This window comes from Holospora curviuscula, assembly GCF_002930195.1.
Taxonomy (GTDB): Bacteria; Pseudomonadota; Alphaproteobacteria; order Holosporales; family Holosporaceae; genus Holospora; species Holospora curviuscula.
The window spans coordinates 1-14,079 of record NZ_PHHC01000129.1; the positions used below are offsets into that span (position 1 = coordinate 1).

At 37.1% G+C, this 14,079-nt stretch carries 13 protein-coding genes and 1 pseudogene; 4 read left to right on the forward strand and 10 right to left on the reverse strand.

Features of this window, described 5'->3' with window-relative positions:
• Positions 1-445, forward strand: a pseudogene (locus HCUR_RS09670) (integrase core domain-containing protein); the annotation flags it as partial.
• Between the two features lie 1,433 nt (positions 446-1,878).
• Here the strand turns inward: HCUR_RS09670 and HCUR_RS06415 are convergent.
• The 9 genes from HCUR_RS06415 to HCUR_RS06460 all read right to left on the reverse strand — a co-directional run bounded on the left by HCUR_RS06415 (position 1,879) and on the right by HCUR_RS06460 (position 9,698).
• Positions 1,879-3,231 carry an NAD-binding protein gene (locus tag HCUR_RS06415; protein ID WP_165780832.1) on the reverse strand — a complete coding sequence of 451 codons (1,353 nt, stop codon included), beginning with the start codon at positions 3,229-3,231 and terminating at the stop codon, positions 1,879-1,881.
• Complete coding sequence (locus HCUR_RS06420; RefSeq protein WP_104207263.1) at positions 3,224-4,639, reverse strand: M48 family metalloprotease; 1,416 nt, start codon at positions 4,637-4,639, stop codon at positions 3,224-3,226. Before HCUR_RS06420 ends, HCUR_RS06415 begins: the two co-directional genes overlap by 8 nt.
• Positions 4,636-5,541, reverse strand: a complete 906-nt coding sequence (locus tag HCUR_RS06425; RefSeq protein WP_104207264.1) for a DMT family transporter — start codon at positions 5,539-5,541, stop codon at positions 4,636-4,638. Before HCUR_RS06425 ends, HCUR_RS06420 begins: the two co-directional genes overlap by 4 nt.
• Before the next feature lie 6 nt (positions 5,542-5,547).
• The gene (gene rplI, locus HCUR_RS06430) at positions 5,548-6,051 is read right to left on the reverse strand and encodes a 50S ribosomal protein L9 (protein WP_104207265.1); all 504 of its coding nucleotides are present in this window, start codon (positions 6,049-6,051) and stop codon (positions 5,548-5,550) included.
• Between the two features lie 10 nt (positions 6,052-6,061).
• The gene (locus HCUR_RS06435; RefSeq protein ID WP_104207266.1) at positions 6,062-6,835 is read right to left on the reverse strand and encodes a hypothetical protein; all 774 of its coding nucleotides are present in this window, start codon (positions 6,833-6,835) and stop codon (positions 6,062-6,064) included.
• A gap of 18 nt (positions 6,836-6,853) precedes the next feature.
• Complete coding sequence (locus HCUR_RS06440) at positions 6,854-7,117, reverse strand: hypothetical protein (RefSeq protein WP_207760965.1); 264 nt, start codon at positions 7,115-7,117, stop codon at positions 6,854-6,856.
• A gap of 39 nt (positions 7,118-7,156) precedes the next feature.
• The gene (rpsF, locus tag HCUR_RS06445) at positions 7,157-7,600 is read right to left on the reverse strand and encodes a 30S ribosomal protein S6 (RefSeq protein ID WP_104207268.1); all 444 of its coding nucleotides are present in this window, start codon (positions 7,598-7,600) and stop codon (positions 7,157-7,159) included.
• Between the two features lie 1,025 nt (positions 7,601-8,625).
• Complete coding sequence (locus HCUR_RS06455; protein ID WP_129591961.1) at positions 8,626-8,997, reverse strand: hypothetical protein; 372 nt, start codon at positions 8,995-8,997, stop codon at positions 8,626-8,628.
• Between the two features lie 119 nt (positions 8,998-9,116).
• Positions 9,117-9,698, reverse strand: a complete 582-nt coding sequence (locus HCUR_RS06460; RefSeq protein ID WP_104207271.1) for a hypothetical protein — start codon at positions 9,696-9,698, stop codon at positions 9,117-9,119.
• A gap of 185 nt (positions 9,699-9,883) precedes the next feature.
• Here HCUR_RS06460 and HCUR_RS06465 point away from each other — a divergent pair, with 185 nt between their 5' ends.
• Both HCUR_RS06465 and HCUR_RS06470 read left to right on the forward strand, forming a co-directional pair.
• Entirely contained in the window at positions 9,884-10,681 is a 798-nt protein-coding gene (locus HCUR_RS06465) for an ABC transporter permease (protein WP_207760966.1), read from the forward strand.
• Positions 10,682-11,491, forward strand: a complete 810-nt coding sequence (locus HCUR_RS06470; protein ID WP_104207272.1) for a division plane positioning ATPase MipZ — start codon at positions 10,682-10,684, stop codon at positions 11,489-11,491.
• A gap of 637 nt (positions 11,492-12,128) precedes the next feature.
• Here the strand turns inward: HCUR_RS06470 and HCUR_RS08805 are convergent.
• Positions 12,129-12,305 (reverse strand): hypothetical protein, encoded by a 177-nt coding sequence (locus HCUR_RS08805; RefSeq protein WP_165780833.1) that lies wholly within the window; start codon positions 12,303-12,305, stop codon positions 12,129-12,131.
• A gap of 791 nt (positions 12,306-13,096) precedes the next feature.
• Between HCUR_RS08805 and HCUR_RS10325 the strand changes: the two genes are divergently transcribed.
• On the forward strand, positions 13,097-13,147 hold the full coding sequence (locus HCUR_RS10325) for a hypothetical protein (protein WP_423751899.1): 51 nt from the start codon (positions 13,097-13,099) through the stop codon (positions 13,145-13,147).
• The last annotated feature ends 932 nt before the right edge of the window (positions 13,148-14,079 follow it).

A 14,079-nucleotide genomic window follows, 5' to 3' on the forward strand; every position in this document is an offset into this window, starting at 1 on the left:
CCAGACTAAGATGATTGCCGCAGAGTTTTTACGTAACCTTATTAAAGCTCTACCTTATAAAATACATAAGGTGCTCACAGATAATGGGATTCAATGTACCAATCATGATCATCATAAAAATGCTTTTACTCATATCGTTGAGCGTGTTTGCAATGAGCATCAGATAGAGCATAGAAAGACTAAGATCAAGCATCCTTAGACTAATGGGCAGGTAGAACGAATGAACAGAACGCTTAAAGAGGCAACTGTAAACAATTTCCATTATGCATCTCATGATGAGCTGAAACAGCATCTGCATGCCTATCTAATGGCTTATACCTTCACTAAACGACTTAAAGCCATCAAAAGCAAAACTCCTTGGCAATTTATTCTAAATCAGTGGACAATTCATCCAGAATATTTTACAATTAATCCTAACCATTTCTTGGCGGGACTAAACATCTAAACTTAAAACAAAGCGTAATAAAATATATCAAATTAGGTAATGATTAATAGACGAGCGTAACAATAGTTTCGGTGAGTAGAAGTAGCCTAACTAGAGAGGTGGATACGGTAGGAAAAAGAAGGAAGATGAGGGAAAAAAAGAACCATAGATTCAAATCCACTAAAAATGTATGTTGAAAATAACGAAGATAAAATATGATCAGAGATTGTTAGGATATTTAAAAGCAAGAATTGTTTCTATCTATAGAAGGCTTAAAAAGTTAGACTTTAGCGATGAAAAAACTTTTACATCTGAGGAGACTTGTGAAGAAACATATATCAAGAAACAATCAACCATATAGCGCCTGAAAATCTTGTATAGAGTGACGAGAGTGATATGAAGATGACGATTTTCAAAGACAGAGGGAGAGGTCAAAGAGGTAAAACACTGCTTGCTAATAAGTGTGGTAGATATTTCAAAATAACTCATAGTATCGCTGGAATAATTATTCTATAGCACCCATGGTTTTTAATGATTTTTGCATACGGATTTTTTGAATCATTGGGGAAAACAGTGTTGAATCAAAGCGCTAAACCCCAGCCTGATTATGGATCATGACTCATTCTATAACTTTTATAACCCAAAAGAAATTGATGGAATCTGTTGGGTGTAGGGTGATTTTTCTCGCCCCACATTCACCAAATCTGAATCCGATAGAAACATTCTAGAATAATATGAAACGATGGATTATCTGTACCATTACTTACTGTAAGGAATCATATAAGATCTTACTTTAATTCTTTAAAATCCTATCTTCAAGCTAAATTACTATATACCTTGGTTAGAGCAGACACACCTAAACCCTTTGATATCAGTGGTATCAATGTCGACATGCTTTTTATCCACCATAGCCAAAACTTATTTCCGTTCTGACCTCTTATCTTGACTCGTTTAGCGTGGGGTACTTTTTGTAAAACTTCATGGTTCAGTTTTTTTATATTTTTTTTCTGGCTTTACCGCGTTCTTCTCATAAATTTAAGCGAATCTCAGAAAATTTCACACAACCTCAATAGTCGCTCGGTAATTATCTTCTGTCTTATTGTACTGAAAATGCTATACTTCGGTGTCTTTTCCGTAAAACCAAAGTTGCAGACTCACTTGGCTGTGTACTATCTTAGAGGTATTATGTTAGTGCTTTATTCCTCAAGCTTTCATGAATATGATAATAGGCTCTTAAATGAACTCTGAATCTTCTTATCCTAACTTAAAATAGTCCCTTGATGTAAAAGAATTCCATAGTACTGGTGGAATCGCTGCTATTCCAATGCTTTCCCATTATAAAAATTCTATACGATGTCTATAGGCCTAACGTTTCGCTCCAAATGGTTTTCTCTTTTTAAACTGTTGATACATTCTATCCTGTAGAGTTAAAAAAAATAAATAAAATTTAAATTTTACAAAACCAGTACATTCAAAAGTTGTGTGTAGTGTGATTGAGGGCACAGAAATACCACGTGATCTTCCTTAAAAACCGAGTCAGGATTGAACAAAACTTTGCTTTTGCGCAATACGGCAATAATCTTTATATTCATAGCATTCAACTCTATGGGACGTACCTGAAGAATGGGAGAATCTTCCATTAATTCCGCTGTCACTAACAGGGTTAGTTCTTGATTTTCTGAAAGAAGGTCAGTTAATATATAAATACGTTCTATACACGCTGGACTAAGGTGGGTCATTACGTGTTCCAGAATCAAAAAATTAGGGTGAATAATGGACTTTACTCCCATCTGGAGACCAATGGCAAGGTAGGGCGCATTTTGAACCATGGTCACCACATGGTGAGCATGTGTATGCACCAATGCTGCCAGAATATTGTCTGCATCCTTTAGTCCCAATGCTAAAACTCCACTCTTCTTAGCCTGGATTCCTAAATCATTCCAGAGATTTTTATCTAAAGGGCTTCCCTTATAAAAAGAAAGCTCTGGATAAAGCATGGCTAGAGGCTCATACTGAACAGGATCCTCATCAATAAAAAATATTTTTTTGAACTCATGGGGGGAAACCATTTTAGCCAAAGCGTAGGCAAAAGAATTAATCCCAAAGTATACAAGAAACTCAGGAATTTCCATCGTTACGTCAAAAAATCGCTTTACTCCTGCCATCGAATGATAGACAACACATACTCTGTCCCCTTCTTGAAGGATTAAATTTTTAGGGGAAATACATAAAGTGTTTTGACGAAAAATTTGTATTATTTTGGTATCTTTTAATGTACGATGGTGCTCAATATCGTGAAGATTCATACCACATATGCGATGCCTAGATTCTACTTTTACAACCAGTCCATAAAGTTTTTTCTCAAAAAGTGATATATGCCGCATCACATTTGGATAACGAAGCACTTGAAGAGCATGGGTTATCCCTTCGTATTCAGGATTGAACAAAAGATGAATACTTTCCTGAAGTGAGGTAGTTTTAGCTAAGAGATATACGTCTAAATCTTTTAACCGAGCAGCCACAAATTTCAGGGGAAATTGCTGCTTTACGTATCGACAAGCTGCTAAATTTACACTATCTTTTTCGGTCACACTAATAAAAGCACAGCTTTCTTTTAAATCTAATGTAGATAAAAGGTTTATATCCAAAACACTACCAAGAATGCATTGAATATCGTATTGGCTTCGAAGTGATTGTACTCTATGGGACAAGGAATCTATAGCAATAATTTCATAATGTTCCTGCAGGAAGTAAATCAAACTCTCGCCAAGGGAACCCATTCCTGCAATAATTAATCGTTTAATCATGAGAAGTAGAAAGAAGCACATCTTTCAGTGCGCGCTCTAAGTCTCGCGCACGCAGTAAATATTTTTGCGTATATGCATGAATTACAACACTAGGTTTTAAATTTTTTAATTGGATCAAAGCTAGATGGGTATGTTGTTTAGCTTCTTTTATAGCACCTTTCCCCATTGCACACTCTGCCATAGCCACGTGCATTTCTCCAATCCGATTTAACTTTCCTAAGGCGATACCCAGCCAATACCACAGCTGAGGATTTTTTTGAGGACCAAATACTGCCCCCTCTAGGGAAGCAACACTCCGTTTCCATTCTTTAGGGTCGGTGCTGTCTAAGGCAATGATTGCTGCATAAGTTTTTATTCCCACATCCTTTGGACGCAAGGTTAAAGCAGTATGAATTGCCTTAAGGGCGTGAGGAAGATTTCCACTTTCAAATAAAATTTGCGCTCGTAACTCCCAGGTAAAGGCATCTTTTTGGTGAATTTTTTCAAAACGTTCTAACGCTGCTAAGGCTTCTTTTGATTTGCCTCTACGGTGAAAAAAAATACTTTCTCCAATACTATGATACGATTTGGGGATTCCCGCCAATCGGTGACGAAATTTTGTAAGAGAAGTCCCACCATTTAGTGGAGTACAAGCCAATAGTTTTGTTTTAATTTTAAAAAATTCGTGATATACCCAAGGGGCTAAGGGTACAGCGGGTCTACTTCTTTTCCGGGCATCCTGAATACTGGTTAATCGATCCAGAGAACAAGGGTGCGTCCTAAGATACAATGGTGTTGTGTTTGGCCCAGACGTTCGTACTAATTTTTCCATAAATGTTGCTAATCCATCCATAGACCATCGAAGGGTTTTCAAGAGATCTAAAGCAAATTGATCCGCTGCGCCTTCCTGGGCACGACTAAAATGCATCATATCTGTCAATGCGGTTAAATCAATTAGGGTACTTCCTCCAAAAAATCCTGGTAATACATCCTGTAGTCCATCTCTCGCAGCCAGTGCAGTCATTCCTGCCGCAACACCTGCCAGTACGCGAAACATCACAGAACGCATTTCTAAGCTTTTCATTAAGTCTATCGCTTTTGTTATATGATCGCAGGCCACGTGTCCTAATTCATGAAACAGTACCCCAATCACTTCTTCCGGTCTATCTGCAGCTAAAAATACACCAATGTTAATAAAAATGTTTCCATTTTTTACAGCAAAAGCATTGATTGTTTCACTATTAACCAAATGAAATCGGACCCTGGAGCGTAATGCTCCCCCTAAAATAGTAAAAGCAGGAGCACACACAGTATTCAAAAAATTCTCTACCTGACTATCATAAACAACGCTGCCTTCCTCAAAGCGTAACGGCATGCCCCATGCCGTTAGCCCGAAAATTAAACCTAAAATTTTTACAAAGCGCTTCACTGCTTTTTAGATAATAAGATAATGGCTATAATCATAGCAATACTTCCCGTCCACATCCAGGGGTTAGGCCAAGCCTCTTTAAAAAAATACCACCCTAAAAACGCGCTCACCACAGGACGGCTGATGCCAAAAGGTAGCAAAAAAAGAACACGGTGAACAGAAAGCGCACGATTCATTAAAATATGCGCCAAAAATGTTAAACTTCCCAGAACGATACAATCTTTCCAAAATAAAATACTTTGTACATGCACCGTATAGTGATTAAAAAAAATTTTTCCGTTTAAAAATAGACCATACCAATGCTGTACCCCAATACAAGCGCCTGCTCCTAAAGCAGTTAATACAAATAGCGAGCATCCTACATCTTCTACGGAAGAACGAGAAAGAAGTTTTTTTGCTAAAATATTGGAGGCTGCAAAACAAAACGTTGCCAAAAATGGAAGTACCGGAAGTATACTGAATTGAGGCGGTGTTATCCAAGGAAGATTAGAACAATCTTTTCCGTACTGAATCAAGCCCCCCCCCAACGTACTGATGCTAATGGCAGCAGCACGATTCCAGGTTAATGACTCTCCTAAGACTAATACTGCCAACACGATTGTTGCACATGGACTAAAAAGTCCCATAGAAATGGTTTGAAATAAGGAAAGGTGCTGCAAGCTAGCGGCCCATAAAACTACCCCCGCCAACGCGAAAAATGCCCGTAAACAAGAAAGTGGGGAAAAAATATTAAGCTTTAATGAATACCCAAAACATATGTAAGCCCAAAAAAAGGCTCCTGTATTTTGGATCAACACAATCCAAAATACAGGTAATCCAGCGCTTTTGATGGCGACGTTTAGACAAGAAAAGCCTAAACAAGATCCAACTTTATGTGCTACACCTGCCCATATAGATGCCATAATAATCTAATAATTTAATAACTTTGGTTTAATGACCACACCTACGTTGACCACCACCTGAGGATGCAACTCCATAGGGACTTCATGGACTCCAAATGTCTTTAAAGGTTTATCTACAAGTACTGAAGACTTAGAAATAATAACCTCTTCCTCTGGAGCGTGGGTCTTCATATGGTCCATCACTGCATGACAAATATCCAAGGTATTCACAGACCCAAACATCACACCCGCTTCATTGCTCTCCTTATAAAACATAAGTTCTACTTCTTCCAACAGTTTTGCGTAACGCAATGCTAACACTCTACGGGCTTCATCCTGGGCTTTCAGTGCTTCACTCTTCACCTGAACTTCTGCAATCTTTTCCGGTGTAGCAAAGAATGCCTTGCCTTGAGGTTCTAAATAGTTACGATGATATCCAGGCGCTACCTGAACAATATCTCCCACATTGCCTAATTTACGGATATGGGTACATAATACTACGGAAGTTTTCTTTGCTTTTCTCATTGCCATAATATATATCTTACTCCTTGTGATTTAATAAGGTTGTGATCCACGGTTTAAAAATTGAATATAGTGCCAAAATAAATAACGGAACTCCGCTGATGGTAGCACAGCAACCCGCAATAAAAAAGACGGTTTTAGAGCGATTTTTCCAAATTTTTCGAATAATATCCCATCCTTCCAGTACAAAAGGCAAAATAGAACTTAACACCATATTGGAAAAAAGTACGTGCGCATCTTCCAATACACCTGCTAATACAAGAAACAAAATTAACAACCAATAGTGGAACATTGTCACTGAAACAACTTGTTTTAATGAACGGGGATCAGTTAAAAACCATAATCCAGCACCGGAGCCTGCCATCAGCCCTAGAGCTCCAGGCCACGTTTTTAATAGCAAAGGAACTGGAACTTGAGTGATAACATCTTGCCACCAAAGACTTACAAAAAAAGTAGTTGTCATTAAAACATAGGATAAGAATGTTAAAAAAAGTTCTTCTGGTATTTCACGTGCAAAAACTTTTTGATGACGTAACAGCATTAAAGGGACAACTAAATACAGACCATAACCTACCAAAACTTCAACAGGGTAGCGCGCGCATGCCAGAGAACAGAACACAAAAAAAGAGAGAATCCAGGCAATCTCTAACTGAATATTAAGAAGGACCATAGAAAAAGGAAATATCAATCCCAAAAGTATTCCCAAGGTCCACCAAGAAAAGGGAGCAAAAAAACAAACGACAGAAAATAGTACCACAAAAGAAGTGGCAAGATATTGATAAACTTTTGGCATTACATCTCTTTCTAGGACTTATTTTTTATAAGGAATTAATGCAAGATATCGGGCAATTTTTATAGCCTTAGCAATACTTTTTTGACGCTTTGCGTTAGAAAGCGTTCGGGGGGCTCTTTTAGGCGCCTCCTCCTCCGCTCTTCGATCTACCATTCTACGATCTGTTCGAATTAAACGTCCAGGGGTTACTCGTCCTGCCTCTGTGACAGACCTATTTAACAGCTTTAAGTTTTTAAAGTTTATCTCACTCTCTTTTAAAGAGCGAATATATTTTTTACGCATATAATTCATGATGGCTCCTCTTCATCAAAACACTGTGTACTAAGAAACGGAAGAAACGGTTTTAGACGCACCATTCACTGCATCCATTAAAGAAGATTGACGGAGCATGGTGGGCTCTGTACCCAAAGACTTATCATTGACTCTCAAAATCAAATGACGAAAAACTCCTCCATGAAGCTCCACAGACAAAAAGCGCTCCAGCTCTTGTACCCAACTTTTATTAAGTTCTGCAATATAGTAAACATAATGAGCTTTATTACGCTTGTGAATGGGATACGCCAAAGTGCGAAACCCCCAGTATTCCGAATGACCCATTACTCCGTGTTTACTTTGAACCTGAGACTCTAATTTTTGAAAAACCTCTAAAACCTGAGCCATAGAATAGTCAGGGTTAATAATCAAGACGACTTCATATTTGACCAATGTATCACGCTGATGACGTCCTCGTAACACTTCTCTTACTGTTTCCTGCATTGCAGTCATGCTGTTTACTTCTCCTTGTGTGCAAAGACGCTTGCTTAAATAGAGCAAAGCTTACTCAATCTGCGTTAGATTATTACATAAAGTCGCCTGCATCGCAAGTCTTTTACAAAGATACCTTTTACAAAATTATAATGTTATAATTTTCATATACACTTGAGTTTTTTCGACTCATATTAATTAGGCTTTGTTTTAATATACACAACCATAGATTTATTTGCTTACCTAGTCTTAAAGCACAAGGATAGGAGGGTTCAATAGAAATATTAGAAAAAAATGGGTTAAATCATCCGTTCTTGTTAGGGGAGTGATGAAGCAGGGTGGCTTGTATGGATCGCACCGATGAACGGATGAGCCAGCGTGAATCAAGCAATGTGATCGCTGGTGACGCAGTGGAAGTTGTGATCGTGAATAAGCTTTAATTTTGTCAGCAGGCCATTGTCTTTAAAGCCTCATTTGTTTCAGACGATAAGTGTTAGATGATTTTTTGACACAGCGATACAAGCTAACAGCCTCAATCGTCACTGATTTAGTGATGTTTTAAACGATAGGCATGATTATGGGGCGGAACAGTGATTCCGCAAAAACACCTTGTACACCGCTTAATAAATTAACTCTTGATCACCGCTTGTACAATTCTAGACACGACGTTTTTGGGGTTGGGATGGTTTAGGGCATAGGTGGTTTTAAGACGTTTCAGAGTATATCCAACGATAAATTTTCTGGCTTTCAGACCACCATATTGAGACGCATCAGAGAAAATTCTCTCTCTGTTTTTTTAGGGCTATCTTTTTTGTTTTTGTAGAAGGTTCACTATGCGTCGTCTTGAATTAAAGCTTGGACCAGCCTATAGTGCTCTCCAGACCCACTGTAACCCCCTTGGAACCCTCATAATGAGTATTTCTTTGTCTGGTACTTTTAAAACTTTTCGGAGAAGATCGAGCGAATTAGTCTTGGAAAAATCCAAGGACGATACTTTTCTATTCATTATAATCAAGTCAAGGTATTTTGGCCAGAATATAGAACACTTATTTGATACTATAATTTTCTAAACTATCTGTTTCGTTTGGAACAATAAACTTACAGCTTTCTGATGGTTTACGAATTGTTTCTTTTTCTTCATTAGTTAACTCTGTGGGACCGCCGTTCTTTACTTTTTTTTTAAAAATAGAAATTACATTAAAGATATCTTTGTGACATAAGGTATAGTCTTCTATTTGTCTTTTATAAAGATTTATAAAATCTTCGGGCTTTCCCACTTGTAATCGTCTCTTTTTCGACGCTTCTTGCGATTTATTTTTTGTTCTGTGAAATATATTAGAAAAAAATTCCGCTCTCGCTTCTAAAGGAGTGTATATAGCGAATAAAATGAATAAAAGTAGTACTGGATAATGATTCATGTTCATCATGTATTTTTTTTATACTATTCATCATAACAAAATTTTATTAATTTTACGTAACCAGTGTTGAATACTTTTTTAAGAGGGCTAAGTACCCCTCTTACTGTTTGGTCAAAAAATTAGCGGTGACATTCTGTCAGTTGGTTTTCTAAATTTTGATACTTTGTTTCTAGCTTAGCAAGACGTTCTTCCCAAGAAAGAGGGATTTTTTCTTCTGTCTTTTCTTGATCTTTCCCTGTACTAATAGGGGGGAGAAAAGGTTGCATCGGTTCTAGGGGCGGGGGAACGTGTTCTATAGATTCTTGAGGGGCTAGATCTATAGATGTCACAGAAGGGAAAGGACTTGGAGAAGACATAAGGTGAGAAATTAATTTGGAAAGTTTTTTTTGAATTTTCTCAGATTCTTTTTTTTCGAATTTAGGTTTATCAATTTGCTTGGATTTAGGCTCCTCGCGTTCTGTATTCGTAGTGGAAAGGGAGAAAACGCCTCGCGTATGGGGAGAAGATATTAAGCCCAAAACGATCTTAGAAAGCTGATCTTGGGACAACGATGGAAACACTGGAATCTTTTTTTCTTTTTTAGGATCAGAGTCAGTACTATGTTCTTGAAATAAATCATCATCATAGAGTAAGGAGGCTATTCCTAACGGTGCCCAAGAAACATATAAGAATCCAAAAAAGAAGCAAACAAAATTTTTCATCAGATTTAATTTATTTAGAATTTCTATAAAAAATTATACAGAACAAATATTAAAAATATTATAAAAACTTCTTGGCAATACTCATATTTAGAAAAATATTATATCTATCATTTTTTATGCGGTGGCTATGACTTATCATAAATTATTGTTATGATGATCCTATATGAATTAAACATTTTTATGTTGTGCTAAAAAATAGTAAGATTTTAACAGGAATTTTTTGTTTTGGTTTTTTATTTTTATATCTTCCTATTTTTATTACGTTTTTGTATTCTTTTAATAGCTTAAGTACTATGAGTTGGGGAGGGTGGTCTTTAAAATGGTATAAAGCATTATTTCAAAATTCGTTATTGATGCGAGGGTGTATTGTGAGCATAAAAATTGCTGCACTTTCTGCAACCCTTGCTACTATATTAGGGACGTTATGTGCCAGTCAGTGGATCAAGAATAAACATACTCACCACCAGCTTGTTTGGATTGCCAGTCTTCCTCTGGTCATTCCTGAAATTGTTATGGGTCTAGCGTTACTGTTGTTTTGGGTGGCGGTTATGAAAATTTTTCCTCAACTTACCCGAGGATTTTGGAGTATTTTTGTTGCTCACGCCACTTTGGGAACTGCCTACGTTACTGCAGTGGTGCGGTCTCGTATTGTCAGTATTGATCCTGCCCTTAGCGAAGCTGCCATGGACCTAGGAGCTCGTCCCTATAAAGTTTTTCTAAGAATAAAGCTCCCCTTACTGATGCCAGCCTTAGCTTCGGGTTGGCTGTTAGCGTTCATTCTTTCTTTTGATGATGTTGTTTTAGCAAGCTTTACGTCTGGTCCTGGATACACAACACTTCCTTTAGTTATATTTTCCTATCTTAAAATTGGATATACTCCCCAAATTAATGCTCTGGGAAGTCTTATTATCCTGACAATTAGTTTGCTGATGGCTGGAATTTGGTATATTATTTACAGGAAGGGTTCTAGGTTTGAGGCTTAGATGCACGTAGAAAAAAAGCCTTCCATCATCGTGTGGGGTAATGCAAAGGGGGGGGTTGGAAAATCTACCCTTGCGTTGCATTTTGCGCTTCAGTGTATGCATGAAAAGCTAAGCGTAGCTTGTCTTGATGCGGATGGAGATCAAGGAACGCTGTTTCGTAGTATTGAGAATCGTAAGCAGTATTGCAGACAAAAAAATCTCTCTTTTCCTATTCCTGAAATTATACGATTTCGTCCTAGTGCGTACACCAGCACTGCCTTGGCAACAACAGCGTTGGATGAACTTTTACAACGTTGTGAACATTTTGATATTATTGTTATTGATACCCAAGGAAGTGATACTCCTGTAGGAAGATATGTGCATCAACGTGCTCGTATTCTCATCAGTCCAGTCACAGAAAGTCCCTTAGATTTAGATTTATTTGTGAACATTAGCGAAATTCAAGAGCAATCCCATCATACACTTCCTTTGGGAAGTTACGCTCATATGGTGTGGGAGCAGCGCTTGACCAAAGCCTCTCAAACTCAAGAACCCTTGGAATGGGTAGTGTTACGCAATCGTATGAGTAGCCAAATTTCTCGCACGCAGATCCATTTAGAAAAAATTTTAAAAAGTCTAGCCCCTCGTGTGGGATTTTATATTGGTCCCAGCGTAGGAGACCGGAGTATTTTTCGAGAACTTTTCCCCTACGGATTGACTGTTCTAGATCGAGAAGGATTAACTACTTTAGCGCATATTACGGCACGTCAAGAAATAAAAAGCGCGACACAGTTTATCTTATCTCTTCTTAAGAAAAAAGAGAAATCTTAAACTTTATCTGTTTAGAACAGCCCTTAGTCTCAGAAGTATATCATTTTAAATTAAAAATTTTTTTTCATCTGGCCCAGTGTTCTAGAGTAAATTCAGTTAAAACAATGATTATTCTTTAATTTTCTGAACTTTTTGATGATATTTTTTAGAAATATTTATTAGTTTTCCCTAAAATATTTAAATAACTGTACAAAACAAGATAAAATTTCACGAAGGGAGTTATCGTTGTTTTGGAAATTTTCAAAACAACCGCTCAAAAGCTTGGAAAATAAAAATAGAATATTCAGAGATGACAGCAGTCAAACCATTGGTATTTTGAATAAAACATGCTTACTCTAGCAGTGCGGAAACCAACTTAATTAGGCTTCATTCGTTGAAATATTTGGTCCATATTATTCCCTAATTTTTAGCTAGCCCAGCAGTGCCAATCCAAATTTTGTTGGCTTGCATTATGTAAAATATCTAAAAAATGAAAGGGACAAGTCCTTTGTAGAAGAGGTTTATCAAAACTTTTGTTGGCAATACTTTTTTTAGGCTATAACCATTTCAGAACAAATTTTCCTATCATGCAATAACGTTAGTGAAATGGCCTAAACCTATTGATGAAAAAAGTGTAGTGAATTCTGTAATTTTATTCTTAATGCATCGTTTCATAGTAGTCCAGAATTTCCCTATAAGATTTAGATCGGGTTAAGGGGGTAGAAATATTATTTTTTGTTGCATCCAACAGATGCGATGAGCGCTCTTGTTTTCTAAGCGTTACGGAATAAAGCATAACACTATAATGAAGTCGGGTTTGGGCGCTTTGATTCAACGTTCTTCTACCTAATAATAAAAAAAATTCATAGTGCAAGACGCGTGATGGGGGCTATGAATCGATTATGTACTAAACCAGCTACACTATGAGTTTGTTTGTAATGTGTACAGTAATTTAAGATATCGTATTCATTGGATTTTCGTCGTAAAGGTTTAGGCATTAAAAAGAAAAAAGGGGTGAGCTATAAGGACTCTGGTAGGTATTTTGGAGTGGGTAAGCAGATTATAGAGGGAGTAGGCGTTTAGAACCGAAATTCATTCACTCTAAGAAAGCCAGCACAATAGACGTGGACTGTTTAGAACACGATATCACTATGGATCTCCTAATTCCTATCAGCCAGAGCGAGCGGAGCGCTTTGGAGTTAGCGCTGTTGGAATTTTGAAAGCTCTGAGATGTTTTTGAGTTTTCTATAAACAAACCCTTAAATCCTCCAAAGACGGATCCAGAAAAAAGATCTTTATTGTGCTAAAAGCGTGATAAATTAAACAGTAAAGTTGATGAACGTGGGGTTGCTCATGATATGTCAAGTACTCATGGGTATTCTATAAAAGCGCAGCGTTGTTACGGAAAACAGGATTGGGGTGCTAAAAGTAGAACAAATGCTCTAGGTACTTTAATGGGCTGTACTTCAGGGCCCATTGAATTGCTTACGGGTTCTGTAGAGGTATTGATGTGTTGGGTAGAAGCAATGTTTCTAATCAATATCCCAGACAAAAGAGGTAGTGTCATGAATAATTCTGCTTTCCGTCAAGGTAAAGCTATGCAGAAAATAATTAAGGAGGCTGGTCATACTTTACTTACCTCCTTATTCTCCTGACCTTAATCTCATTGAAAAATAATGAGCTCACGCTAAACAGATAAGAGGTTCTACAAATTCTTCAATTGACGCGGTATTTTTTATAATGATTCATAGTTAGAAGTCATAAACTTTGTCAAAGCAAGTAACAGTCAAAAAAAATCATTCATAGGTTTTGGTATAAACAAAATTACAACAAGAGATGGCATTTACGTTACAAAAACCAAGGACATTCTCTACCTATGTATAGACACTATACCATTTATAGAGTGACCAATATTTTATTTAATATGTAAAAGCACCAACCGGATATCAGAGCAAAGAATGGTACTGATGAATTTAGAAGCAATTCTCGTGGTGCACGGGATTGGTTAAAACGGCTAAGGTTCAGGTATAAAACAAGTCTTCACCTATAATCAATTAGTTTGAACATGGGATTAGGTGTGTTATAATTTCCAAAAGATGGTAAAAAACAATACAGCCTAGACTTAAAAGCAAGAATAATAGAATACACAACGTTAGGTAATGATCTTGATAGTATTCTGAAAAGATTAAATTCTATGATTCAGATGGCTAATAAAACAGCCAGGGGCTATAAAATGCTTCCAAGTAACGTTTTTACTTGATAACTGGAAAGATCGATATGAGTGTTATGAATCCTCTGTTATCCATTTATTTTTCATAAGAGCCAATTTTCTTCAGCTTGTTCTAAAATAAGTATTGCTATTCTGTAGCGTATCAGGGCCCCCTCATAAAAATAAATATTTGAAAAAAGAGAAATAATAAGGGAATGCCTTGGATGGTAAACAATTTAAGATAAGGTTAATGAAGAAGGGGGTTTAGATCCTTTTAACCCCCTAAAAGATCCTAGGTCGAGTAAAGAATAGGGTGCATGAGATGTCTGAGATAAAAAGGGGTTAGCGACTTTGTGCGCAGCGCTATGCGGGGCTGAGGGATGGCAAGATGTTAAAGATT